This window comes from Streptomyces sp. NPDC048419, assembly GCF_043200415.1.
GTDB lineage: Bacteria > Actinomycetota > Actinomycetes > Streptomycetales > Streptomycetaceae > Streptomyces.
Window position 1 is genome coordinate 51,105 of sequence record NZ_JBICXT010000008.1, and the last position, 23,154, is coordinate 74,258.

Genomic DNA, 23,154 nt, shown 5'->3' on the forward strand with positions numbered 1-23,154 from the left:
TTGAGGGCATGTCATCAAGATGTCAAGGGATCCCGCAGAAGTGGACCGGGAAAGATTTCAACTTCCGAAGACTTGCCGAGACTTGGACGTCATCAGTTAAATCAAGGCGTGAACTAAGCGCCGTGGCGGTCGCCTTGGCGCCATTCCCGTCTGCGCACGAAGCCTTCTCCTGCTCTTTCCCATCGCACCCGCAGGGACCTCCATGAGACTCAGATCCGTGGGCGTCGCGCTCGCCGCCATGGCGGCGCTGCTCGCCCTACCCGTTCCCAGACCGGCCGCCGCGGCCGAACTCCCGCTGTCCCAGGGCAGAACGGCGACGTCCTCCTCCGACGAGAACGCCGGTACACCGGCCGCCGCCGCGGTCGACGGAGACACCGGCACCCGCTGGTCCTCCGCCGCGAGCGACGCGCAGTGGCTCCAGGTCGACCTCGGCGCCACGGCCTCGATCTCGAAGGTCGTGCTCAACTGGGAGACCGCCTACGGCAAGGACTACAAGATCCAGTCCTCCGCCGACGGCAGCACCTGGACCGACCTCACCTCCGTCACCGGCGGCGACGGCGGCACCGACACCCTCGACGTCTCGGGACAGGGCCGCTACGTCAGGATGTACGGAATCCACCGCGCCACCCAATGGGGCTACTCCCTCTGGGAGTTCCAGGTCTTCGGCACCTCCGGCACCGGTACGTCCTCCTGCGACTCGGCGAACGCCGCGCAGGGCAGGCCCGCCTCGGCCTCCTCCACGGAGAACGCCGGCACCCCCGCCTCCACGGCCTTCGACGGCGACGCCGGCACCCGCTGGTCCAGCCAGGCCGCCGACCCGCAGTGGGTGCAGGTGGACCTCGGCTCGGCCAAGAACCTGTGCAAGGTCGACCTGACCTGGGAGGCGGCCTACGCCAAGGAGTTCCAGATCCAGGCGTCCTCCGACGGCCAGAGCTGGACCACCCTCAAGAGCGTCACGGGCGCGAGCGGGGGCACGGCCTCCTACGACGTCAGCGGCTCAGGACGGTACGTCCGCATCAACGGCACGGTCCGCGCGACGGGTTACGGCTACTCGCTGTGGGAGGCGGCCGTGCACACCGGCTCGGGCGGCAGCACTCCGCCGGTCCAGGGCGGCGGCGACCTCGGGCCGAACGTCATCGTCGTCGACCCCAGCACTGCCAACCTGCAGCAGAAGTTCGACGACGTCTTCGCCAAGCAGGAGTCGGCCCAGTTCGGCACCGGCCGCTACCAGTTCCTGCTCAAGCCTGGCACCTACAACGGAATCAACGCCCAGATCGGCTTCTACACCTCGATCTCCGGGCTCGGCCTCAACCCCGACGACACCCAGATCAACGGTGACGTCACCGTCGACGCGGGCTGGTTCAACGGCAACGCGACGCAGAACTTCTGGCGTTCGGCGGAGAACCTCGCCATCACGCCCTCGAACGGCACCGACCGCTGGGCCGTGGCGCAGGCGGCACCCTTCCGCCGTATCCACGTCAAGGGCGGCCTCAACCTGGCCCCGAACGGCTACGGTTGGGCCTCCGGCGGCTACATCGCGGACTCGAAGATCGACGGCACCGTCGGCCCCTACTCCCAGCAGCAGTGGTACACCCGCGACAGTTCGGTCGGCGGCTGGACCAACGGCGTGTGGAACATGACGTTCACCGGTGTGCAGGGCGCCCCGGCCACCAACTTCGACTCGGGCCCGTACACCACGCTCGACACGACGCCCGTCTCGCGCGAGAAGCCCTTCCTCTACCTTGACGGCAGCACCTACAAGGTGTTCGTGCCCGCCAAGCGCACCAACGCGCGCGGCGTGTCCTGGCCGGCGAACGCGGGCACCTCGCTCCCCCTGGACCAGTTCTACGTCGTCAAGCCGGGCGCCACCGCCGCCACGATCAACCAGGCGCTCGCCCAGGGGCTCAACCTGCTGTTCACGCCCGGGGTCTACCACCTCGACCAGACCATCGACGTGACGCGCCCCGACACCGTGGTGCTCGGACTGGGCCTCGCCACGATCGTGCCCGAGAACGGCATCGACGCCATGCACGTGGCCGATGTCGACGGCGTGCGGCTCGCCGGCTTCCTCATCGACGCGGGCGCCGCCAACTCCGACACGCTGCTGCGGATCGGGCAGCCCGGCGCGAGCGCCGACCACTCGGCCGACCCGACCACCATGCAGGACGTGTTCGTCCGAATCGGCGGTGCGGGCCCCGGACTCGCCACCAACTCCGTCGTCGTCAACAGCGACGACGTCGTCATCGACCACACCTGGCTCTGGCGCGCCGACCACGGCGACGGCGTCGGCTGGGACTCCAACCGGGCCGACTACGGTCTGCGCGTCAACGGCGACGACGTCCTGGCCACCGGGCTGTTCGTGGAGCACTTCAACAAGTACGACGTCCTGTGGAGCGGCGAGCGCGGCCGCACGATCTTCTTCCAGAACGAGAAGGCCTACGACGCCCCGAACGCGGCCGCCATCACCCATGACGGCATCGTCGGCTACGCCGCCTACAAGGTCGCCGACACCGTGACCCAGCACGAGGCGTGGGGGCTGGGCAGTTACTGCAACTACACCTCCGATCCGACGATCGTCCAGGCACACGGCTTCCAGGTCCCGGTCACCGCCGGGGTGAAGCTGCACGACGTCCTGGTGATCTCTCTCGGCGGCAAGGGCCAGTACGCCCACGTGGTCAACAGCACCGGTGCACCGACATCGGGAACGGACACCGTGCCGTCGAAACTGACGTCGTTCCCGTGACCGACGGGACGGACCAGGTCGTGAACAGCTGACCCCTGCCGGGCCCCACATCTCGGGTCCCGGCAGGGGTTCGACCTGGTTCAGGGGGTCGAGGCCGCCAAGGTGTCAGGCGTAGTAGTGGATCGTGCCGTGCAGAGCGGGTCCGCCGCCCTCGCAATGCTGCACGAAGGTGGCGGCGAACGCCTTGATGGCGCCGTCGTCACCGCGGGCCAGCTTGGTCACCGTGAGCTCTCCCGTCACGGTGTTGCAGCCGCGTCCGTCGCCGAACACGTCCAGTCCCGCAACTCCGGCACTCTGGCTGCGCTGGGCCTGGTAGGTGTGCCCGGCCGCGAACTGTTCGCCGTCGGGCGGGGTGAGTATCGCGGTCCAGTACTCCCGCTTGCCGGAAACGTCGTACTGGACGCCTTGGCCGTACGGCCTGAGCGAGAAGGTGCTGGTGGCGCCCTGATGCGTCTGGGACGTTCCCTGGCCTATGTAGTCCCCGGGGTCGCTCGTGTAGGCGTAGGACAGAGGGTAGGCGCGGTACTTGAGGACACCCTTGAGGGCGGGGGCGTCGGCGTTCTCGCAGTGCTGGGTGTAGGTGGCGTCCAGGACCGTGATCGCTCCGGACGCGTCGGTCTCGATCTGGTTGACCGAGAACTGCCCGTAGACCTCGTTGCAGCCGCGTCCGTCTCCCGAGACGTCGAGTCCGGGTGACCGCCCGGTCCGGAACGCGGCGCGCTCAGCGTTGCGGTAGATGCCCGGCCGGAGTTGCTCGCCGCTGGGCGCCGCGAGGTCGACGTCCCACCACTCGTCGGCGGTGCTCACTCTGAACCGCACGTACCCCGCGTCACCGCCGACGCTGACGGTCGCCGTGGACGGCGTGTACGCGGCGCTGCCGCCTTGGCCGATGTAGTCACCGGCCTGGCTGGTGAAGCTGTATTTGGTCACGGCCGCCGGTGCGCCGGTGGCAGCCGATGCCGTCCCGGCCACACCGACACTGAGACCGGCCGCCACCGCGAGGCCCAATAACGCGCCCAGCAGCGACCGCAGTGAACCTGCGCGTCTGTGCACTGTCACATTCCCCTCCTCGGTGCAGGACACTCCCACTGAGTGCCTGCACCCCCGTTTATAACAAGAGCCACTGACATCGATGTCCCGGTAATGGGTTGCCTGTCGGCCATGGCCATGGATGCAATGTCCGCCATGGTCAATACGCCGGCATCGCACCCTGTTCCTCAGCGGACCGACAGCTGGTCCGTTCCCATCGGCACCCTTGTTCCGCTGACCCGGCCAGGCTGGGTGGAGGCGGGCCAACAGCTGCTCGCCGGGCTGGAGTCGGGTGTTCTTGATGTCAATGAATCCGGCGGGGTGCTCGGGCGGCCGCTCGAGCTGGTGGTGCGGGACACGGCGGCTGATCCGCAGCGGGCCGTCGCGGCCGTGGAGGAGCTGGCCGGTCTGGGTGTGGCCGCCTTGGCCGGGGAGTATCACAGCGTCGTCGCTCGCGCCGCTGCCACCAAGGCTGATGCCCTCGGGCTGCCGTTCCTCTGTTCCTCGGCGGTGCTCGACGCGCTCACCGACCAGCCGACGGAGTGGGTCGCGCGTGTGGCTCCGGCGCAGTCCCACGGCTGGCGGGTCTATGGGGAGTTCCTGCTCGACGCAGGCCACCGCCGGATCGCCGTGGCGGCACAGCCGAGTGTCTACTGGGAATCCGGGGCCCGCATTCTGCGGGACCACCTTGCCCCGCGCGGCGGCACCGTCATCGATTTCGACATGGGCGCGCTCACCCCGTCGGCCGTGTGCGACGCACTCGTCGACCATCGCGCGACGGCCCTCCTGCTGCTGACCGGCCTCCCCGAGCCGGCCGTGTCGATCGTCAAGTCCGTCCGCGGCGACGAGCGCCTCGGCGACATCATGATGGGTGCTCCGGCCGGGCAGCCGGAGTTCGCCGAATGGGCGGCGCTACTGGGCGAGGACGGTGCCGGGATCCCGTTCCTGCGCTACCTGCCCGAGCGTCTCGGCCCAATTGGGGCACGCGTCGAGGCCGCGCTGCGCGAACGACTGGGCCGGGCGCCCTCGTTCGTCGCCTTCGAGGGGTACGACACCATCGCCGTGCTCGCCGAGGTGCTGCGTACCGAGGACGTGGGCCGGAAGCGTGGTGCCATGCCCTGGGCGGGAGTTGCGGTCGAGGGCACGCGTGGGCCGATCCGGTTCTCCCGCACCCCCGGCATCAGCGTTCGGCAGTGGGCATGGGCACCCGTCCAGGTCGTCGATCGGGATCCGGCGGCGCCCGATCGCTTTCGCGTCCTTCGCACCGGCTGAGCCGGCCGATGCCGGGTATGCGGTGCGGCAGACCGAACTCCACTTCGCCGAGGGGCCACGACGATGACCGATGACGCCTATCTCGTCCTGCTGGACGGCACGGCCGCCACGCTGGGCGTACCTCCCATGGCCGTCGGAGAACTGGCCTGCATGGAGACTCCGGCGGTCAGAGCCTGGCTCGCAGCGCAGGGTGTCACCGCGACCTCTCCCGAGCTGCGGCTGCTCCCACCGGAAGAAACGGCGGCCATCCCCGAGGACGCCGAGCGGCTGCCCGTGCCCCTCGGCGAGGAGGAACTCAGCCGCCTGCGGCACGAGATGGCGCCGCCTGGCGTCGCGCAACTGGAGCGGGAGTTGCTGGCCTACCGATCCCAGACCGACGGCCGGGACGCTCTGCTCACCCGTGCCCTGGCAGCCGGAGTGCCGGCACACCGCATCGCGGAGCTGACGGGTGAGGACCTCGCCGTCATCAAGGCGGAGGCCGGCTGACGCACGACCGGGGCGCGGAGGAGTCGGTACCGGGCAGGGCTCGGACACCGACTCCCCGTAATGCGGCGCTAGTTGAGCGCGAACTTCTGCGCGGCGGCGCCGTTGCAGTCCCAGATCTGCAGCCGCGTCCCGTTGGCGGTGGCGCCATCGGGCGAATCCAGACAGCGGCCGGACTGGGGGTTGAGCAGCGAACCGTTGCTCTGCTGGACCCACTTCTGGCCGCCCACACCGTTGCAGTCCCACAGCTCGACCTTGGCCCCGTTCGCCGTAGCATTGCCAACGATGTCAAGGCACCGTCCGAGGGTCGACAGCGAGCCGTCGGAGCGGTGGAACCAGTGCTGGTCGACCGCCCAGGACTGGCAGTCCCAGAGTTGTACGGCCGCGCCGTTCCCGCCGGTGTCGTCGGCGTCGACATCGACGCACTTACTGCCGGGTCCGACAGCGGGAGCGCCGCCGTTCACCGCGAACTTCTGCGCGGCGGCGCCGTTGCAGTCCCAGATCTGCAGCCGCGTCCCGTTGGCGGTGGCGCCGCTCGGTGAGTCCAGGCAGCGGCCCGACTGGGGGTTGAGCAGCGAACCGTTGCTCTGCTGCACCCACTTCTGGCCGCCCACACCGTTGCAGTCCCACAGCTCGACCTTGGCCCCGTTCGCCGTACCGTTGCCAACGATGTCAAGGCACTTTCCGATGGTGCTGAGGGAGCCGTCGGCGTTGTGCTGCCAGTGCTGGTCCTCGGCGTAGGTCTGGCAGTCCCAGAGCTGTACGGCGGTTCCGTTGCCGCCGGTGTCGTCCGCGGCGGCGTCGACGCACTTGCCGCCGGGGCCGGTGATCGTTCCCTGGGGACCGTTCGGCACGTCCGTCTGTCCGGAGTAGCCGACGGAGACGACGTTGGACTGGACGGCGTTCTCGGCGGCGTCCGTCGGGTAGCCGGCGACCATGACGCCCTCGAAGAAGGTGCCGCGGTTCCGGTTGCTGTTGTCGCCGCCGGTGCCGAGGATGATGCCGCCCTCCTGCTGCATGGGCTGGTAGCCGCCGCGTGTGGGCAGGGCTCCGTCCCACCAGGTCGACAGGCCGCCGGACTGCGAGTTGCCGCCCTTGAGGGCGTATCTGGTCTGTCCGTTGTTCTTCAACACCGCCGTCACATAGGCGCTGTTGTTGCCCAGGTTGGCGGTGTTGGAGCCGTTGTCGCCCTGGAACATGCCGTTCTCCATGTCGGCCTCGACCCAGGGGCCCGAGCCGGTGCACGGTGCGAAGTAGCACGTCGTCGCGATGCTCACGGCGTCCATGTGGCCGTTGCCGGTGTCGGCCGGCGTGCTCTCCGCGTTGCCGTAGTCGAAGCAGCAGTCGGAACCGACGTGCGTGCCGCTGGCCACCATGTAGGCGCCTTCGGGTTGGCCGTTGACGGCGACGCCGGAGGCCGCTCCGGTGTAGCGGTAGCCGACGCCCGGCGAGATCCATATGCCGTACACCTTGTGGCCGCCTGCCGTCACCGCGATCTCACTCGCGTCCGCCCCGCGGTCCGCGCCGCCCGCGGTGCCCGCCGGGCCGGGGAGGAGGTCGTTGTGCCGTGACGTCTGGTCGTAGACCTTCGAGATGCGGCAGGTGGTGTTCTGGCAGAAGGTGTCCTGCTGGCCGGCGTTGGCGTAGCCGCCCTGGGAGAGCAAGCCGATGTCCGTCTTGCCGCCGTCGGAGGCGCGGGTGACCTGGTAGAGCGGGCCGTTGTAGGACGACAGCAGGGCTCGCGTGGTGCTGTGCGCGGCGACGCACGGGGTGCCGGCGGCGCCGTATATGTCGCAGGGCAGTGAGCCCGCCGCCTGCGATGTCGCGGGAAGGCCGATGAGGAACGCGAGGACGAGTCCCAGTGTGGTCGCCGCGGCGGCCAGGGATCTCGCCGCCCGTCGGGGCACGCGTGGGCCGCGTCTTAAAGGCGCCCGATGGAGTGAATATCTTGATGTATACATGACAATCCTTTCCCGAGTCTCTATTTCACTGACGAGTGGCGTCATTGCCCAAAGCTGGTACAGGTAGTCGGATCGGAAGTTACGCAATCTGTTGATACCCGTCAATATTTGTTTCCTTGCTTTGGGTGGGCTTTTGCTGGGCGGTTCGAATGTGTTTGTTTCCGATGTCAATATGGCTGCCAACAGCCGATGGGCGGGCTCGCGCGCCGGCGCGCGGGTGGGGATCAACGGCCGCGATCAGGCCAGGGTCCAGGCAGCCGCCGAGCGTGGCCGGCGAGGAGGGCGCCGAGTCGGTCCGGGAGACGCTGCCGCCGGAGTGACCGTCAACTGCGTGATCGCCGGCCCCACACACACCGAGGGCGTGGAGAACTTCGTGTACGAGCTGGTCGGCCGCGACGTCCCGTGGGACGAGGCCCGGCGCACTCTCATGAGGCAGCACCGCCCCCAGTCGCTGCTTCAGCGCCTCATCGAGCCCGAGGAGATCGCCAACGTGGTCGTGTACCTCAGTTCCGATCTGGCATCGGCAACCACGGGTGGCGCACTACGGAGGAATCCGCGGGCGTCCACGCAGGTTCCAGTGCCGCCGGCCAGGCCGTTCGGGATCTCGGCGTAGCGATCACCCGGCGAACCGGTGGCGCAGGGCTTCCACGGGCTCCTGTTCCGCCGGCAGGGCGGAGGCGGCGTCAACTCGCCTTGAGCTCACCCACCGTGGCGTGGGTGCGCTCGTGTTCCGCACGGGCCGACGTCAGCAGGCGTTGCCAGGAGGTGATGGTCGGGCGACGTCGGAGCAGGGCCCGGCGTTCGCGTTCGGTCATGCCTCCCCAGATGCCGTATTCGATGCGCTGATCGAGGGCGTAGGCGAGACACTCGGTCCTCACTCCGCAGCCGCCGCACAGTGCCTTGGCCCGGTTCTGTTTGGTGCCCTCGACGAAGAGGTCGTCGGGGTCGGCCGTTCGACACTGGCCCTGCTCGCCCCAGTTGGTGTCCACCATCCGGTGCCGTCCTCTCCCCTGGCCTGCATGACGAATTGCCGTTTGCTGAAAGCAACAGGCATATGACATCACGTAGTTGAGGGAAACGTTCATTCATCTCGTTCGAGCGTCACACCTTCGGGTGAGCGGTGATTGCTTTCCGCGCACGGGGGCGCTAAGGGCGCCCCCGTGCGGCGACACCGATGCCGACGCGTGGGCTTCAGCGTCTGCGCCAGTTCCAGCCGCTGCCGATACCCGCCAGGTGCAGCGCCAGCGCGGTCAGGCCGAGCAGCATCACATTGGTCGAGGTGAAGGTGTCGTTGGTCGAGATGTCCGCCGCGTTGATCAGGAAGGAGATGAAGAACAAGACCGCCGAGAGGATCGCCAGCATGGTGTCCGTCCGTTCGTGAAGTCGGGTGCGTACCGTTGCGATCCGGATGCCCGCGACCGAGCCGAACACACGGGCGCCCCAAGCCGAATCCGCCGAGCCCCTACGGCAACGGCTGCGGACCGTCGGCACACCTGCCACACCCTCAACATCCGAGGTCAGCGCAAGGACCGGGCCTCACCAGGCAGTTCGTGGAAGCCGCTGCGCGCTGCCCGCCGCCCGCATAACGTGCGGAATCCCGAACCGCTCCCCCACGTTCCCCGCGGTCCGCACCTCTTGGGGCCCTCGACCTACCAGGAGATCTTGGGATGTCCTCCGACAGCTCCGACTTATCCACCGAGTCGTCGTCCGAGTTCTGTCCGACGCGACACCGGCCCGGCCGGCACGCCTTCCCCTCCCCAGGTACGCAGTCGTCGCGCCCGCATGAGGGGCGACGGCCTTTCCGCACCCGTTCATGGACAGGTCCCCACCGCGATCTGCGGTTGCTGCGCCGGGCGAGCCGTCGCCTGCGCCGCGTGGCCACGTTCGCCGCACTCGGCTACTTCGCCGTATTTCTCACCCTGACCGTCGAGCTGCCCTCGGTCATGACCCGCCCGGCCCCCGGCGGCCTGCCCGTCGGGCTGGTGCTCGCCCTCGTCCAACTCCCCGTCACCTGGCTGGCGGTGGTCCTCTACGAGTTGATCGCGCGCCGGTACGTCGACCCGCTGGCCCGGCGCGTACGCCGGCATGCGTACGGCGCCGTCGAGCCGGAGCCGCGGTCATGACCGACTTCGACGGCACCGCGCAGTCATGGTCGCTCGTGGCGTTCTGCACGGTCGTCACCCTCACGCTCTTGCTGTGCGTGCTCACCGGCCCCGACCGCGACGACCTCGCCGAGTTCTACACCGGTTACCGTTCCCTTTCGCCCCTGCCCAACGGCCTGGCCATCGCCGGTGACTACATCTCCGCGGCCACCGTGCTCACCGTCGGCGGTGTCATCGCGCTGTGCGGTTTCGACGGTGTCGTACTGGCCCTGAGCACCTTGCTGTCCCTGCTGCTCCTGATGGTCCTGCTGGCCGAACCCCTCCATCACACCGGCAAGTTCACCATGGGCGACGCACTCGGCCGGCGCCTGCCCGGCCGCGCGGTGCGCGTCACGGCCTGCGTGGTCACCCTGGCCTCGCTGGTGCCGATGATGGTCGTCCAACTCGCGGGCGTGGGCCAGTTGCTGGCGTACGTCCTCGGCTTCTCCGACAGCGCGATGCGGACCGGCTGCGTCGTCGGGGCCGGGGCACTGATGATCACGTACGCGGCCATCGGGGGGATGCGGGGCACCGCCCTGATCCAGATCCTCAAGACGGTGATGCTGCTCGGCTCGGGGCTGATCGTCGCCGCGCTCGTCCTGCACACCTTCGGCTGGAGCCCCGAGAACCTGTTCCGGGCCACCGCACGGCGCAGCGGAGCCGGTGACGCCTTTCTGCGCTACGGACTGCAGTTCACCGGCGGGGCACACAGCGGTCTCGACATGATCAGCACGCAGTGCGCCATCGTGCTCGGGGGCGCCTGTCTGCCGCACGTCACCATGCGCATGTACAGCGCCGGCAGTGCGCGCCAGGTCCGGCGTGCGATGAGCTGGGCGGTGTGCACCGTCGCCCTGTTCGTCGCCGTCGTCATCGTCATCGCCGTCGGCGCCACGGCCCTCATCGGGCGGACCGGTGTCACCGCCGCGGACCCACGGGGCAACACCGCCTATCTGCTGGGCGCGCGCCGCGTTCGGGATGCAACTGTCGCATGCGGAAAGCCTGTTGTTCACCGCGGTGACCACGGCGATCTTCCTGACGCTGCTGGCCTCCGTGGCCAGCATGACACTGGCCTGCGCCAACTCCCTGGCCCATGACATCGCCGCCACCCGCCACGCCACGGCGCCGCAGCGGGAGACGGCACTGGCGCGGCTGGCGTCCGTGGCCGTGGGTGTCCCGGTGATCCTGCTGGCCGTGGTGGCGCAGCACCGCAGCCTCCAGCCGCTCGCCATCCTGTCGTTCTGCCTGGGCGCCTCGGCCATCGCGCCCGCGCTCGTCTACAGCCTCTTCTGGCGGCGCTACACGCGCGCCGGCCTGCTGTGCACCCTCATCGGCGGCAGCCTGAGCGTCCTCGTCCTCATTCCCGGCACCAACCTCGTGTCCGGGACTCCCCAATCGGCTTTCCCGGACGCCGACTTCAACTGGTTCCCGTTCACCACCACGGCCCTCGTCTCGGTACCGGCCGGCTTCCTGTGCGGCGTGCTGGGCACGCTCCTGTCCCGCGGAAGGGCAGTCGTACAGGAACGCGACCGCTACGAGGCCGTCGAGCCGCTTCTGCTCGCCGGACCGTCACGGCGCGCGAGCGGATGACGTGCCGGGCCGCAACCACTTCTGCGTCTGCAGAACCCTCGCTCTACACCACTCCCGCCACGACCACGACGATCAGCACCAGAACGATCAGCAGGAGCGCCACCTTCAGCGGACCGAACCGGCGGGCCGTCGGCTCGTCCTGCGGGGGTGGGGACGGGGGCGGCACCGCAGCCGGAAGCGGTAGCGGCCCTGGCGCGTTGAAGACGTCGTGACCGGTGAGCGCGGCCCGGTCGCACCAGGGGCAGGACGGCAGATGGGAGCCGTACGTGTGCAGCGGCCGGGCGGGACACACCCGTATCCGTGTCCGCTCCCCGTCCAGTGCCCGCAGCCAGGCGTCCGCCGGTGGGCGGGCGGCGGGGGCCTGCACTCCGGGACCGAAGGCGGCGCGGGCCAGGGTGAGCAGGTCGGGCGGGAGCACCGACGGGTCGACGGTGCCTCGTGGCACGGTCACCAGCTCCGGGCGCACCACGTACGAGACGCTGGCGGCGATGTTGTCCTTCACGGTCGACTCGGATGTGCTCTCGTGCGGTACGCCCCCGAAGGGGTGGTTGCCGGCGGTCAGCAGCTGGTACACGAGCACGGCGAGGGCGAAGTCGTCGCTGGAGCGGGTGGCGGGGGCGCCGGTCTGCCGCTCGGGGGCGGAGTAGTCCGTGGTGTGCATCAGGCAGGGGAACGGCTCACCCGTCACGGGGTCGGTGAAGGCGATGGAGTCGCAGTCGAGGAAGGTGACGAAGCCGTTGGCGTCGACGACGACGTTGCCGCTGGAGAAGTCGCCGATGACGAGGTTGTCGTAGTGCATGCGCGCGGTCATGAAGGCGAGGTTCCAGGCGACGCCGAGCAGGAAGCGCCAGTCGGCCCGGTCGGGGAACAGCCTCAGACGCTGGACGCGGGTGAACAGGCCGACCAGCTGGACGTGTTCGGGCTCGCCGAAGCGGTGCATGCCGTAGCCGAGGAACTCGCCGCCGCTGCCGCGGGCGAGCGCGGTGGGCCAGGCCAGCTCGGGCGGCTGGAAGCGGTTGGTGGGGCGGGCGGCCAGCGGTGACATGGTGAGCATCCGGGCCAGCCGGCGTTCCTGGTCGGGGCCGGGCGCATCGCGGTAGAGCTTGACGACGGTGCCGTGGTCGCCCTCGACCGGGAAGACGGCCGCCTGGCCGCCGCCCTTCAGCGGGGATTCGGCGAGCACCACCGGCTTGCCGTCCAGATGAACCAGGCGTCCGCTCATGAGCGTGTCCTGCGCACGGCTCGCAGCAGTGTCTTGTCGTCCGCATTGAGCGCGGTCAGCCGGTCCGACCTGAGCAGTGCGGCGAGGTTGTCGTGCGCGCTGTCGGGCACGGGTCCGGGGCCGTCCAGGGAGCGGAAGACGGCGTCGGCGAAGGAGGCGTTGGGCGTGGGCGGGCCGTCGGCGGACCGGGAGAGTGCGGCCTGCGCGAGGCCGTCGGTGGACAGGAGCACGCCGTCGATGCCCGCGTCGCACACGCAGTCGGTGTGCACCTGGCGGGCGGCGTCCGGTGAGGTGAGGAAGACGGTCTCGTTGCTGTACTCGCCCACGGCGGGCGGCTGCGGCAGCAGATGGAACTGGCGTTGACCGTCCTCGCTGCCGGCGCGCAGCACGACGAAGCCGTCACCGACGCTGAGATGGCCCAGCCAGCCCGGTGCGAGCACGACGACGGTGAGTGTGGTCGCGAAGTCCGCGGCGGCCGGGCCGGTGGTGTCCAGGAACACCTTGGTGACGTCGTGGAAGGCGTCCAGCAGCAGGTCGTGCACGCGCTCGCCGGGCGGATCGTCGACGGCCGCGGCGGCCCGCCGTACGAAGTGTTCGCCGGCCAGCGCGACCGCGAGCCGTGAACCCTCCTCCGAGCGCGGCCGGCTGCCGGCGCCGTCCGCGACGGCCAGGACGGCGAGCGGCCCCGACTCGGTGTGGCCGCACGCGTCCTGGCAGGGGCGGCCGTCCCGGCGGTGCCGATAACCCTCGACGCTCATGCCGTGGATCCGCCAGCCGGCGCTGCCCTCGTCCATGGCCTAGCTCTCCCAGGCCGGGCGCTGGGTCTTGAACTGGCTGAAGATCTTCTCGAAGACCTCGTCCCCGGCGCCCTTCTGCTCGGCGTTCGCGCTGGCGGACATCATCTGGAGCAGCTCCCGGAACGGAAACCCGTGGATGGTCGCGTTGAACTTCGGGGCGAACGCCCGCAGCACCTGCTCGCCGAGGTCGGTGATGCCGCCGACACCGATCGCGTACAGCCGGAAGCGTCGGGCACCCTGCTCCTCGGCCAGCACCGGCACCAGCCGGTGCCAGGTGTCGGTGCGCCGTCCCTGGGAGTCGGTCGGCAGCCCGTCGGTGACCAGGCAGATCTGCGGGCGGTAGTACTGCAGCCCGGAGGCGCGCAGTTCGGCCTTGCGGGCCGCGACGATGTGCATCGACAGCTCCAGGGCCTCCGTCATCAGGGTCACGCCCGTGGCACCGAGCAGCGGCGGCCGGAACTGGTGCGCGGGCACGAACGGGCTCACCGGGGCACCGGGGGCGAGCAGTTGGGGCCCGCGCCAGACGGCGACGGCCTGGCCGCCGAAGGTGACCACGGCGACCTCGACGCTGTAGCTGAGGGCGACGTCGTCGTGCAGTTCCCGGGTCCATTCCACGAGCGCGTTGTTCAGCGTCTGGATCGGCGGGCCCGCCATGGAGCTGGAGGTGTCCAGGCACAGCACCAGCGGCAGGCGCTGGGCGTTGTTCTCGAACTCGATGTCGGCGTACTCCGCCGGCAGGGTGGGCGGGTATTCGCTGGACATGGCGTCTCCTGGTGCGGCGGTTCAACGGGCGTGGGTCTGACGTCCGGTGGCGGGCGGGAAGGCGAAGAGGACGTCGTGGTCGCGATCCGGTGCGTCGGCGACGTCGACGCGCGCACCGGGGCCGGGCGGCGTCCGCCCTGGCTGCGCCCACGTCGCCCGGTAGAGCACCCGGCCGAGTTCGACGTATCCCTGGGGGTGCAGGTCGGTGCGTACGACGGCGGGGCGAGTGGGGCCCTTTCGGGCCGCGGGGCCCGGGCTCGGTGCGGCGCGCGGACCGTTCCGGGAACGCGTGGTGGTGTCGTCGGTGGCACGGGGCGACGCCGGCAACGCGCCGACACCGGGGGCGGCGAGGGAGCGGGAACGACGGACGACCTGGACGAAGGCGGCGAGGAGGAGAACGAGCAGGACGCCCAGGACGGCGATGCCGATCATCGCGGGGTCGGGGCCGGACCGTTGCGAGGATGTCTTCTTCCTCGCCGCGGCCGATGAGGCGGCCGGCGGATGCGGAGCGGGTCCGACCGCGACCGAGTGCTCCGGGCCCAGGGTCGCGACGTCCGGCCGCCCGGTCAGCTCGCTGCCGGGCAGGTCGCGGGTGCCGAGGACGGTGCACAGATCGTCGCGGATCTGGGGGTGACAGGCGCCGAGACGGTTCAGCTCTCGCACGGTCGAGGGTGTCAACCGGCTGACGTGGGCCCCCGGATCGACGAACCGGTGGCCTGCCAGCACCAGCAGCACCGTCCCGCCCTCGCCCGTGGTGGCACCGGCCGGCACCTGGACCACGAGGTTCTCGCGCTGCTTCAGGACCCGGGCGGCCAGTCCGGCACGGTCACGTGCGGTGTCGAGGGGCAGCGCCTGGTTGAGCCTGACGGTGACGGCCCCTTTGCCGAGCCAGCCGGACCAGCACCGCAGCCGCGCCGAGAAACCCGCGTCGCACGAGTCGCCGGCCCCGGCCGCCGGCCCCGATGGCAGCACCGTGAGGAGAATCCCGAGAAGCATGGTGAAACAGAGTGAACGCCTCATGGACAACCCCCCGTGGCCTGAAAAGACCCGTGCCCATAGTGAAGGCAATGCGCCCTTACCCGAAAGGGGTTGAGGGCCCTCACGACCGTCACTTCTAAAGCTTGAACACCTGATGGCAACGGGTGAACATCTGCCGCGCGCGTTCCACCCAGTCACTGGCCAGAGCGTCGAAGTCCGCCTGGGTGACACAGCAGGTCAGCGGCAGGTTGCACACCCCGGCGAGGCAGGGGCGCGGTCCTCGGACATCCCAGACGGAGAGCATCGGATTCAGCTGTTCGGTGTTCCACGCGTTCGATGCGGCGGCGGCGACGGCCAGTTGGTCATGGCGCAGGAAATGACCGTCGGTGACAAAGGCCACGAGCAGCCGTTTCGTGGTCATGAATCTCACCGTGAGCGTACGGCCCGTTTCGTCGAGATCGAATTGGAGGGACATCGAGTCGGTGTCCGCCACGCCGCGGTAATTTCGGCCGGCCCCCCAATTCTCCACCAACTGCCGCCAGTGCGTGCCGATTTCATGCGCGGGTGAGGGCAACGACTCAGAGGGTGGCACGACCCACCGCCCGGGCGACCATCTCGTCGGTCAGTCCGGCGTCCAGGAGCGCCTGGGCGTGCAGCAGCAGACAGGAGGGCACGGACACGCTCGCTCCGGAGTCCCGGCGGGCGGCCAGTTCGCCGACCCGGATCTCGATGGTGCGCCGCACCTTGGGCGGCGGCCACGAGGGCGGTTGCCCGCTCTCCTCGATCAGTCCGGCGAGCAGCTCACCGAGCCCTGGCCGGTCCTCGGGCCGCTTCGCCAGACAGCGCGAGAGCAGGGGCCGCAGCCCCTGCGGTACGGCGTCCAGACGCGGTGGGCCGAACACGACCTGGTAGCGCACCGAGTCCCCCGCCCCGTGCGGCGGCCGGCCGGACAGGGCGTAGACCAGGACCCCGCCGAGGGAGAAGACGTCGGTGGGCGGGCCGATGGGCGCGCCCTTCATCTGCTCGGGCGACATGAAGGGCGGTGTGCCGACGATAAGGCCGGCCTGGGTGAGCCCGGGGGCGCCCTCGACGCGGGAGATCCCGAAGTCGATGACGCGCGGGCCGTCGGACGCCAGCAGCACGTTGGCCGGCTTGAGGTCGCGATGCACGACACCGGCCGCGTGCACCGCCTGCAGCGCCTCGACCAGGAACGCGCCGAGCCGGCGCACCTGTTCCTCGGGCAGCGGCCCGTCCGTGCGGACCGCCTCCGCCAGCGACGGGCCGGGGACGTACATCGTGGCCAGCCAGGGCAGTTCGGCGTCGGTGTCGGCGTCGATGACGGCCGCCGTGTACGCGCCGCTGACGATCCTGGCGGCGGCGACCTCGCGGGCGAAGCGCTCACGGAACTCGGGCTCAGCCGCCAATTCGGGGCGTACCACCTTCACGGCCACCTCGCGTCCGGCCGGCGACCGGCCGAGATAGACCCAGCCCATGCCGCCGGAGCCCAGCCGCCCCACGATGCGGTACGGCCCCACCTTCATCGGATCGCTGACCGGTGTGCGCATCCCGCTCACCTCATTTCGGGGTTCGTTGCAGGATGTCCCGAGTCTCCCGCGAAATCCCGGTCCGCACAGAGGTGATGCGGGAAATGCCGGAAGCGGTCACCAGGTGGGGATCAGGCCGCCGTCGATGACGAAGTCGCTGCCGGTGATGTTGGCCGAACGGTCCCCGGCCAGGAACAGGGCCAGTTCCGCCACCTCCTGCGGCTTGGTGAATCGGCCGGTGACCATGGACGACTTCGCGTCGGCCACGATGTCCTCGGGACGGCCGCCCACCGCGGCCGACACCGTGTCGGCCACACCTCCCCCGCCGAGCCACAGATCCGTCTCCACCGGTCCCGGGCTCACCGTGTTGAGGCGGATGCCCTTGGGGCCGACCTCCTTGGACAGTGCCTTGGAGAAGGCGACTAGAGCGGCCTTGCCCGCGCTGTAGTCGATCACCAGCGGATCGGGCAGGGTGGCGTTGACCGAGGCGATCGTGACGATGGAGCCCCGGCCCGCCGCGAGCATCGCCGGCAGCGCGGCTCGCGTGACCCTTACGGCCGCGAGGAGGTTCAGGTCGAGCGTGCGCAGCCACTCCTCGTCGGTCACCGTGAGGAAACCGCCGGTGCGGGGCGGCGCCGTACCGACGTTGTTGACGAGGATGTCCACCTGTCCCTGGCCGGCCTCGATCAGGTGTCCGGCCGCGGTTCGCTCAGGTCGACGGGCACCCAGGCCACCGAGCCCCGCTCGACCAATACGTCCAGCTCCTTCGACGACGTACGGGACCCGGCGACGACGGAAGCTCCGGCTCCGGCGAGGGCTTCGGCCACGGCCAGCCCGATGCCCTTGCTCGCACCCGTGACGACGGCGGTTCTGCCCTGAAGTTCGTTGCCCATGACATCGGCTCCTTGGAAGGGGGAGGGCGGGGCCCGGCCGGCGAACAGCACGGCCTGGCACCCACCGTGCCAGGCCTGTACCGGCTCCGCAGGGCGAACGCGTCGCCCCGCTCGGCCCGTTGCGTCCGCCGGAGCCGGTTCGCACTGCCGCTCCGGCCCGATGTCATGCGCCGCCGAGGGCCCCGCGGAGTCAGCCGAGGATGCGGCGCTTCTGCTCCTCGAACTCCGCTTCGGTCAGCACGCCTTGCGCCTTCAGCTCGCCCAGTTGCTTGAGCTGCGCGATCTTGTCGTTCATGTCGTCGGCGGGCGCGGCGGCAGGTGGCGCCTGCTGGGGAGGTGCCTGCTGGTACGCCTGCTGTTGTTGTCCATAGTCCTGCTGCGCCCACCGTCCGGCCTGGCGCCGCGAAACGCGGTTCGACACGGCCGTGGCGGTGCCGGCGACGACGGCGGTGCGCGCGACACCGCGAAGCAGTCCGGGCATGTCCACTCATCTCCCATGGTGTGCGGCCCGCCGGCACAGGGGTTCGTGCCGCGGGCTCAGGTCTCGGTCAGGCGATCGCAGATCCTGCTCCGGACGATGACGTCTCGATCGCCTCCAAGGAGGCCAGCAGGGCCTGGACCGGGATGCGTCCGCTGGCCACCATCTGGGCGCCGCCACGCCTCAGCGCCCGGGCCAGCGGCGCCGCCCACACGTTCTCGTAGACCAGGAGCGCAGCCGAGTTGCCCGGCTGAATCGCGTTGCCCGCTTCCTTGATGTCGTCGTCGCCCATCAGACCGGAGGAGGCTCCTTCGAAGATGGTCAGATCGACCTCGTCCCCCACGTCCTTGAGCTCCAGAACGGAGACCGTGCCGTCCTTGTCCTTCTGCACGAAAAGAAAGTCGAAAATACGGACGATGCCGCGGTCCACCAGGTCGACGAGCAGGGGGAGCCCCTCGCCCGTCATCCGACTGCCGGGGAACTCGACGACCAGATAGTCGACGGGCCCCATTTCTTCCAGGTCGTCACTCATGGTCACTCCTGACTTCCGGTACGGGACCCGACGGCCGGCGCGGGCCGGCATACGGCAGCTCGCCTGCGCCGGGCCGCGGATCAGTCACTGTCGTCGTCGAGCAGGCCGAACGCTTCGGCGATCTTGCCGGCCGCCGAGACGATACGAGCGCTGCCGACCACCGGGGCGATCGCGACCAGGGTGCCCTGCACCTTCTCCCAGGGAACGCCGCTCTCGGCGGCGGCACCCACGTTGAGGAGGTAACTGGAGGGCGCGGCGTCCGTGGCGACCAGCGCGGCGATCCGCGCCAGCAGGTACGTCTCCGTGTCCAGCCCTGACCTCTCGAAGGTGTCGAGCTGCATCTGGACAAGCGTTTCGAACACAGGGGCGTCGGCCTCGGCGAGGCTCCCGATGTTCCGTTCCGCGATGGTCTCTCCGGCCATGTCGGCGCTCCTTTCGCTCCCGGCGCGTTGCTCATGCTCACGCAACCGGGGCGGGGCGGCATCACCCATCGCGGGTGGTCCGACCGGCGCGGCGGACACGTGGGCGGGACGCGGCGATGCGTGCTGCGCCCGGTCCCCGCCCTGGCGAGCCGGAGCCCGCGTCACCGCACGAACGACACGGCGCTCCGCCGAGCGCGCCGTCACCGCTCTTCGCTGCGGCCGAACCTCAGGTAGGCGATCAGGCCGAAGATGTTCCCGAAGGCGCAGATGGCCAGCCACACCTGGGGCGGGTACTGCCGTGTCCGCTGATGCCGTGCGATGTCGACCATGCACAGGACGGCGGGGAGGATCGCGATCAGCGGCACGATCGCGATCCACGGAGTGGGCGAAGACGAATTGAGGGATTCGACCGGCATGGCGGGACCTCGGTGACGGTGTTCTACGGGGTTTCGGGCACGAGGATGAAGATCCCGGCGACCTTCTCTTCGGTGTCGAACGCGACCCGGGCCTTCATGTCGCCGGCCTCGTAGCGCAACGGGATGTCGACGACCGTGTGGTCGCCGATCCGGCGGACGAACGGCTCGCCCTCGCCGAAGCCCTCGAACTCACCCACCAGGCCGGTGACCGTGGCCAGGCCGTCACCCCGGGCCTCGTCGGTGAACGCCTCCAGGACCTGCGCGTTGAACGACTGCCTGGCCTCGTCCATGCGTCCGTCGAGGACGGCCTTGACGATCGTGATCGCGCGCGGTGCGGCGTCGGCCATGCGCACTGTCTTGTCCATGGGTTCTCCCGTCCGGGGATCGATGGGCCGGCCGAACCGCTGGAAGGCGGCCTGGCGGGTGACGCCGAGCAGGTCCCCGATCTCCTGCCAGGTGTGGCCGGCATCCCGGCACTGCTGCACGGAGAGCTTGAGGACCTGCTCCGCCAGCTCGTCGATGCCCTGAGCCCGCCGGACCAGGTCGAGGTAGGCGGGCGGCGCCAGCGGGCTGCCCAGCGCCTCCGCCAGAACCGAGGCCTGCTGGGCCAGCGACCCGCTCAGGGCGGTGAGGGACGGAGTATCGGCCATGCGTAAAGGATGCCTTTACGGGACCACTGGCGTCAAGGGATCCTTTACAGCGGCTCGCTGCGGGCGAACCGCCGAGCCGTCGTCAGACTCCCACTCGGGTGAACGTCACGTGCGTGACTCCGAAGGGCGAGGACACGGTCTCGATCTGGTAGTCCTTCTCGATGTCCTCCAGCCCGTCCCACAGGCGTACGCCCCGGCCGAGCAGGATCGGGACCACCACGACATGCATGTGGTCGATGAGCCTGGCGGCGAGGAAGTCGCGGACCACGCTCGCGCCCCCGCCGATGCGTACGTCCTGGCCGCCCGCGGCGTCGCGGGCTGCCTCGAGCGCCTTGGCGGGCTCGGTGTCGAGGAAGTGAAAGGTCGTGCCGCCCTCCATCTCGATCGACGGGCGCGTGTGGTGGGTGAGGATGAAGGTCGGCGTGTGGAACGGCGGGTTGGGTCCCCACCATCCCTTCCACTCCGGGTCCGCGTGCCATCCCGGGTAGCCGAACTTCCCCGCGCCCATGATCTCGGCGCCGATCCCGGGGTTGAACTGCCGCGCGAAGGCGTCGTCGATGCCGGTGGTCCCGCCGGGCTTGCCGACCATGTCGTGCCAGAAGCGGGTGGTGAACATCCACTGGTGCAGCCGTTCCCCGGCGTGGCCGAACGGCGCGTCGTGGCTCTGGCCCTCACCGGTGCCGAAGCCGTCGAGCGAGATGGAGAAGTTGTGGACGCGTGCGAGTGACATGCTGGCGATTCCTCTCCTTGGGCCGGTCGCGCCTGAACGGACCGGCTCAGCCGTACAGCGGCAGTGGTCGCCCCGGTGCCGGGACGTCCACTGCCGATTCTTACGTCAACGGGAAGGCGGCGCCCACCGAAAGGGAGGGTTGCTGCCGGCACGACCTCAGTTCGACGTCGGCTCCGCACGGGACAACTGCCGCTTCGGTGCGCGCAGTAGACGTAGGCCGACCAGGCTCTGGAGGGTCATCGCGGCGGCAGCCGTGGCGGTGAGCGCGAAGCCGCCGCGTGGTCCGAGCGAGTCGATCGCCCGGCCGGAGACGGCCGCCGCGACGGCCGAGCCTGCGGCACTTGCGGACCCGAGCCAGGAGAACGCCTGGGTCAGGACGGCACGGCGGACGGTCGCCTCGGTGAGCACGGAGAAGAGCGCGAGAAGGGGTGGGATCGTGGCGCCGGTCAGTACCACGACCAGGCCCAGCCCCAGCAGTGAGCCGACCGTGAGCAACAGCAGCGTGCCCATCGTCAACGCACCGCTCGCCGCGAGCAGTTGTACCGGCGGTGTCGTTCGCCATCGGCGCAGCCCGTAGAGCCAACCGGCCAGCAGGCCGCTGCAGTTGGAGACGGCGAAGACCGGGACGGCGGCGCCCGGAACGCCGTGCTCCACCACGAAGGCGGTCACCGACACCTGCATGGCGCCGAAGTAGACGCCGGTGGCGAGATTGAGGCCCATCAGGACGAGGACGGCGCCGCGCAGCAAGGAGCGGTCCTCGCGGGGCTGCCCGGCGCCGTCGACGGTCGGCGTGGGCGCGGTACGGCGCCGGGTCGCGAGGATCAGTCCGCCGCCCACGGACAGGGAGGCGGCCAGCACCGTTCCGGCCGTCGGATGTCCGGCCGCGGCGAGGGCGCTGACGGTCGCGGGGCCCACGAGGTAGCCCACGGCGTTGCTGACGGACTCCAGCGCGAACGCGGTGGGCAGTTCCGTCGCTCGATCGACGCGGAGCAGGTGTGCCCAGCGTGCCGCGGACAGAGCGGCGAGCTGAGGGACGCTCGCCCCGGCCAGCGCACCGCCCAGGACCAACAGCGGACCGGAGGCGTCCACGGCGACGAGACCTACCAGGCCCGCCACCGCGGCGGCGTGGGCGAGCAGTGCGGGCGGCAGGACCCGCGGCTGCCCGAACCGGTCCACAAGACGGGCCAGTTGGGGCGCCCCGACCGCTTCGGCCACCGCGAACGCGCCGCTGACCAGGCCGGCCGAGGCGAAGGTGCCGGTGCGGGCGTGCACGAGCCAGACGATGCTCAGGCCGGTCATCGCGACGCCGACGCGTCCCAGCGAGGCCGGCAGGAAGAAGGCTGCGGCACCCGGGGTGCGCAGCAGGGAACGGTAGTTCGCCGAGGGCACGGCGAGTCCATTTCGCTGCCCGGCGGGACGGCTCACCTGGGTCGTCGGTGTCCGGATGAACCGACCCGTGGTCGCCGCCTGGAACCGTCCAGTTCTGGCACGGGGAGGGGACACGCGCCCCGCACCGACTCCGTCACCGGGCAGAAATCTCGAGGTGTCGCAGGTGGGTGTGAATCGCGGCCATTCTCATGCGCCGAAACCGGCGATGTCCATGACCGGCGAGGCCCGTCGCGATGCGGGAGCTAGCTCCGGCCGCGCATCATCGACATCAGCAGCCGGTGGGTCTCGTCGTCGGCGGCGGCCACGAGGCCGTTGCTCCCCGCTCCGATCGGGGCGCCGTCGATCCCGGTGACCACGCAGCCGGCGGCCCGGCACAAGGCGATACCGGCCGCGAAGTGCACGCTGCCGGTGAGGTCGCCGCCGTCGGTGACGTACGCGGCGCGCTTGCCCGCGGCGACCCAGGCCAGCGCCAGCGTCGTGGACACGACACGCGGCCGGAAGGACGCGACGAACTCGGCGTGGGCAAGCAGCTCAACGGCCCGGAATGCGGGCGCACTCGGGAACGGCGGATCCAGGTTGACGTCCACCAGCCGGCTCGCCGACGAGGGCGCGAGGGGGGCGTCCTCGGCCCCGTCCTGCCGCAACCAGGCGCTCTTCCCGTCGGTGAAGAAGACCTCGCCGCCGAACGGGTCGGCCACGGCCGCCGCACCGTCGCGCAGCGCCACGTTGACGCCCACCACCATGGTGCCGGCGGCGTAGTTCAGCGTGCCGCACAGGGGATCGACCAGCCACTGGCGCACGGCGTCGGCGGCGCCCTGCCGCCCGCCCTCCTCACCGAGCACCGCGTCGGCGGGCCGCGCGGCACGGATGACGCCGAGGATCGCCTTCTCCGCCGCCACGTCGGCGGCGGTGGCGAAGTCCCCGGCGCCCTTGTCGATGCGGTCGAGCTGCCCGCCGTACATGCTGCGCACCACGTGCGCGCCGGCCCGCGCCCCGGCTATCGCGACTGCGGCGTCGTCGGAACTCTCGTATGCGTCGGAACTGTCGTATGCGTCTGAACTCTCGTATGCGTTGATCACGCCGCGCAGACTATCGAGGCGACGCCACCGCCCCTCCGAACCGCCC

Annotated in this window: 22 protein-coding genes and 3 pseudogenes; 6 read left to right on the forward strand and 19 right to left on the reverse strand. The window is 70.2% G+C overall.

Features of this window, described 5'->3' with window-relative positions:
* The first annotated feature begins 202 nt into the window (after positions 1 to 202).
* Positions 203 to 2,743 (forward strand): discoidin domain-containing protein, encoded by a 2,541-nt coding sequence (locus ACGFYN_RS18595; RefSeq protein WP_393866894.1) that lies wholly within the window; start codon positions 203 to 205, stop codon positions 2,741 to 2,743.
* Positions 2,744 to 2,848: 105 nt separating this feature from the next.
* Here the strand turns inward: ACGFYN_RS18595 and ACGFYN_RS18600 are convergent, their stop codons facing one another.
* The gene (locus ACGFYN_RS18600; protein ID WP_393866895.1) at positions 2,849 to 3,802 is read right to left on the reverse strand and encodes a hypothetical protein; all 954 of its coding nucleotides are present in this window, start codon (positions 3,800 to 3,802) and stop codon (positions 2,849 to 2,851) included.
* A 117-nt stretch (positions 3,803 to 3,919) separates the two neighbouring features.
* Between ACGFYN_RS18600 and ACGFYN_RS18605 the strand changes: the two genes are divergently transcribed.
* Together ACGFYN_RS18605 and ACGFYN_RS18610 are read left to right on the forward strand one after the other, a co-directional pair.
* A complete protein-coding gene (locus ACGFYN_RS18605) occupies positions 3,920 to 5,044 on the forward strand; it encodes an ABC transporter substrate-binding protein (protein ID WP_393867123.1) in 1,125 nt (374 codons plus the stop codon).
* Positions 5,045 to 5,107: 63 nt separating this feature from the next.
* Positions 5,108 to 5,530, forward strand: a complete 423-nt coding sequence (locus ACGFYN_RS18610) for a DUF6003 family protein (protein WP_393866896.1) — start codon at positions 5,108 to 5,110, stop codon at positions 5,528 to 5,530.
* A gap of 68 nt (positions 5,531 to 5,598) precedes the next feature.
* On the opposite strand, the gene ACGFYN_RS18615 is transcribed toward ACGFYN_RS18610, so the two are convergent.
* On the reverse strand, positions 5,599 to 7,488 hold the full coding sequence (locus ACGFYN_RS18615) for an arabinofuranosidase catalytic domain-containing protein (protein ID WP_393866897.1): 1,890 nt from the start codon (positions 7,486 to 7,488) through the stop codon (positions 5,599 to 5,601).
* A 304-nt stretch (positions 7,489 to 7,792) separates the two neighbouring features.
* On the opposite strand from ACGFYN_RS18615, the pseudogene ACGFYN_RS18620 reads away from it, so the two are divergent.
* A pseudogene (locus ACGFYN_RS18620) lies at positions 7,793 to 8,101 on the forward strand (SDR family oxidoreductase); the annotation flags it as partial.
* Between the two features lie 70 nt (positions 8,102 to 8,171).
* Here ACGFYN_RS18620 and ACGFYN_RS18625 read toward each other — a convergent pair.
* Positions 8,172 to 8,480 (reverse strand): WhiB family transcriptional regulator, encoded by a 309-nt coding sequence (locus tag ACGFYN_RS18625; RefSeq protein ID WP_393866898.1) that lies wholly within the window; start codon positions 8,478 to 8,480, stop codon positions 8,172 to 8,174.
* 199 nt (positions 8,481 to 8,679) lie between these two features.
* A complete protein-coding gene (locus tag ACGFYN_RS18630; protein ID WP_393867138.1) occupies positions 8,680 to 8,919 on the reverse strand; it encodes a hypothetical protein in 240 nt (79 codons plus the stop codon).
* A gap of 443 nt (positions 8,920 to 9,362) precedes the next feature.
* Here ACGFYN_RS18630 and ACGFYN_RS18635 point away from each other — a divergent pair, with 443 nt between their 5' ends.
* The gene (locus tag ACGFYN_RS18635) at positions 9,363 to 9,611 is read left to right on the forward strand and encodes a DUF485 domain-containing protein (RefSeq protein WP_393866899.1); all 249 of its coding nucleotides are present in this window, start codon (positions 9,363 to 9,365) and stop codon (positions 9,609 to 9,611) included.
* Positions 9,608 to 11,216, forward strand: a pseudogene (locus ACGFYN_RS18640) (cation acetate symporter). Before ACGFYN_RS18635 ends, ACGFYN_RS18640 begins: the two are co-directional and overlap by 4 nt.
* 43 nt (positions 11,217 to 11,259) lie before the next feature.
* Here the strand turns inward: ACGFYN_RS18640 and ACGFYN_RS18645 are convergent.
* The 15 genes and pseudogenes from ACGFYN_RS18645 to ACGFYN_RS18715 form a co-directional block, all read right to left on the reverse strand.
* Positions 11,260 to 12,438, reverse strand: a complete 1,179-nt coding sequence (locus ACGFYN_RS18645) for a hypothetical protein (RefSeq protein WP_393866900.1) — start codon at positions 12,436 to 12,438, stop codon at positions 11,260 to 11,262.
* On the reverse strand, positions 12,435 to 13,232 hold the full coding sequence (locus ACGFYN_RS18650) for a PP2C family serine/threonine-protein phosphatase (RefSeq protein ID WP_393866901.1): 798 nt from the start codon (positions 13,230 to 13,232) through the stop codon (positions 12,435 to 12,437). The genes ACGFYN_RS18645 and ACGFYN_RS18650 overlap by 4 nt, the downstream gene beginning before the upstream one ends.
* A gap of 3 nt (positions 13,233 to 13,235) precedes the next feature.
* Positions 13,236 to 13,997: a hypothetical protein gene (locus ACGFYN_RS18655; protein ID WP_393866902.1), complete on the reverse strand. Its 762-nt coding sequence runs from the start codon at positions 13,995 to 13,997 to the stop codon at positions 13,236 to 13,238.
* A 21-nt stretch (positions 13,998 to 14,018) separates the two neighbouring features.
* The gene (locus ACGFYN_RS18660; protein ID WP_393866903.1) at positions 14,019 to 14,993 is read right to left on the reverse strand and encodes a hypothetical protein; all 975 of its coding nucleotides are present in this window, start codon (positions 14,991 to 14,993) and stop codon (positions 14,019 to 14,021) included.
* A 118-nt stretch (positions 14,994 to 15,111) separates the two neighbouring features.
* The gene (locus ACGFYN_RS18665) at positions 15,112 to 15,468 is read right to left on the reverse strand and encodes a hypothetical protein (RefSeq protein ID WP_393866904.1); all 357 of its coding nucleotides are present in this window, start codon (positions 15,466 to 15,468) and stop codon (positions 15,112 to 15,114) included.
* Between the two features lie 85 nt (positions 15,469 to 15,553).
* Positions 15,554 to 16,540: a serine/threonine-protein kinase gene (locus ACGFYN_RS18670; RefSeq protein WP_393866905.1), complete on the reverse strand. Its 987-nt coding sequence runs from the start codon at positions 16,538 to 16,540 to the stop codon at positions 15,554 to 15,556.
* A 96-nt stretch (positions 16,541 to 16,636) separates the two neighbouring features.
* A pseudogene (locus ACGFYN_RS18675) lies at positions 16,637 to 17,412 on the reverse strand (oxidoreductase).
* Positions 17,413 to 17,602: 190 nt separating this feature from the next.
* Entirely contained in the window at positions 17,603 to 17,893 is a 291-nt protein-coding gene (locus tag ACGFYN_RS18680; RefSeq protein WP_393866906.1) for an SHOCT domain-containing protein, read from the reverse strand.
* A 67-nt stretch (positions 17,894 to 17,960) separates the two neighbouring features.
* Positions 17,961 to 18,422, reverse strand: a complete 462-nt coding sequence (locus tag ACGFYN_RS18685) for a DUF6325 family protein (RefSeq protein WP_393866907.1) — start codon at positions 18,420 to 18,422, stop codon at positions 17,961 to 17,963.
* Between the two features lie 80 nt (positions 18,423 to 18,502).
* On the reverse strand, positions 18,503 to 18,844 hold the full coding sequence (locus ACGFYN_RS18690) for a carboxymuconolactone decarboxylase family protein (protein WP_393866908.1): 342 nt from the start codon (positions 18,842 to 18,844) through the stop codon (positions 18,503 to 18,505).
* Between the two features lie 200 nt (positions 18,845 to 19,044).
* The gene (locus ACGFYN_RS18695; protein WP_393866909.1) at positions 19,045 to 19,260 is read right to left on the reverse strand and encodes a PLD nuclease N-terminal domain-containing protein; all 216 of its coding nucleotides are present in this window, start codon (positions 19,258 to 19,260) and stop codon (positions 19,045 to 19,047) included.
* Positions 19,261 to 19,283: 23 nt separating this feature from the next.
* Complete coding sequence (locus ACGFYN_RS18700) at positions 19,284 to 19,910, reverse strand: DUF3887 domain-containing protein (RefSeq protein ID WP_393866910.1); 627 nt, start codon at positions 19,908 to 19,910, stop codon at positions 19,284 to 19,286.
* A gap of 82 nt (positions 19,911 to 19,992) precedes the next feature.
* Positions 19,993 to 20,640: a dihydrofolate reductase family protein gene (locus tag ACGFYN_RS18705; RefSeq protein WP_393866911.1), complete on the reverse strand. Its 648-nt coding sequence runs from the start codon at positions 20,638 to 20,640 to the stop codon at positions 19,993 to 19,995.
* A gap of 156 nt (positions 20,641 to 20,796) precedes the next feature.
* The gene (locus tag ACGFYN_RS18710) at positions 20,797 to 22,029 is read right to left on the reverse strand and encodes an MFS transporter (protein WP_393866912.1); all 1,233 of its coding nucleotides are present in this window, start codon (positions 22,027 to 22,029) and stop codon (positions 20,797 to 20,799) included.
* 242 nt (positions 22,030 to 22,271) lie between these two features.
* A complete protein-coding gene (locus ACGFYN_RS18715) occupies positions 22,272 to 23,105 on the reverse strand; it encodes an inositol monophosphatase family protein (protein WP_393867124.1) in 834 nt (277 codons plus the stop codon).
* Positions 23,106 to 23,154: the final 49 nt, after the last annotated feature.

What these genes read in the sequence shown, in the direction of transcription:
- ACGFYN_RS18595 (WP_393866894.1), top strand. Translation starts at nt 203, where the DNA reads ATGAGACTCAGATCCGTGGGCGTCGCGCTCGCCGCCATGGCGGCGCTG.
- ACGFYN_RS18605 (WP_393867123.1), top strand. Translation starts at nt 3,920, where the DNA reads ATGTCCGCCATGGTCAATACGCCGGCATCGCACCCTGTTCCTCAGCGG.
- ACGFYN_RS18610 (WP_393866896.1), top strand. Translation starts at nt 5,108, where the DNA reads ATGACCGATGACGCCTATCTCGTCCTGCTGGACGGCACGGCCGCCACG.
- ACGFYN_RS18615 (WP_393866897.1), bottom strand. Translation starts at nt 7,488, where the DNA reads ATGTATACATCAAGATATTCACTCCATCGGGCGCCTTTAAGACGCGGC.
- ACGFYN_RS18625 (WP_393866898.1), bottom strand. Translation starts at nt 8,480, where the DNA reads ATGGTGGACACCAACTGGGGCGAGCAGGGCCAGTGTCGAACGGCCGAC.
- ACGFYN_RS18645 (WP_393866900.1), bottom strand. Translation starts at nt 12,438, where the DNA reads ATGAGCGGACGCCTGGTTCATCTGGACGGCAAGCCGGTGGTGCTCGCC.
- ACGFYN_RS18650 (WP_393866901.1), bottom strand. Translation starts at nt 13,232, where the DNA reads ATGGACGAGGGCAGCGCCGGCTGGCGGATCCACGGCATGAGCGTCGAG.
- ACGFYN_RS18655 (WP_393866902.1), bottom strand. Translation starts at nt 13,997, where the DNA reads ATGTCCAGCGAATACCCGCCCACCCTGCCGGCGGAGTACGCCGACATC.
- ACGFYN_RS18660 (WP_393866903.1), bottom strand. Translation starts at nt 14,993, where the DNA reads ATGCTTCTCGGGATTCTCCTCACGGTGCTGCCATCGGGGCCGGCGGCC.
- ACGFYN_RS18670 (WP_393866905.1), bottom strand. Translation starts at nt 16,540, where the DNA reads ATGCGCACACCGGTCAGCGATCCGATGAAGGTGGGGCCGTACCGCATC.
- ACGFYN_RS18680 (WP_393866906.1), bottom strand. Translation starts at nt 17,893, where the DNA reads ATGCCCGGACTGCTTCGCGGTGTCGCGCGCACCGCCGTCGTCGCCGGC.
- ACGFYN_RS18685 (WP_393866907.1), bottom strand. Translation starts at nt 18,422, where the DNA reads ATGAGTGACGACCTGGAAGAAATGGGGCCCGTCGACTATCTGGTCGTC.
- ACGFYN_RS18690 (WP_393866908.1), bottom strand. Translation starts at nt 18,844, where the DNA reads ATGGCCGGAGAGACCATCGCGGAACGGAACATCGGGAGCCTCGCCGAG.
- ACGFYN_RS18695 (WP_393866909.1), bottom strand. Translation starts at nt 19,260, where the DNA reads ATGCCGGTCGAATCCCTCAATTCGTCTTCGCCCACTCCGTGGATCGCG.
- ACGFYN_RS18700 (WP_393866910.1), bottom strand. Translation starts at nt 19,910, where the DNA reads ATGGCCGATACTCCGTCCCTCACCGCCCTGAGCGGGTCGCTGGCCCAG.
- ACGFYN_RS18705 (WP_393866911.1), bottom strand. Translation starts at nt 20,640, where the DNA reads ATGTCACTCGCACGCGTCCACAACTTCTCCATCTCGCTCGACGGCTTC.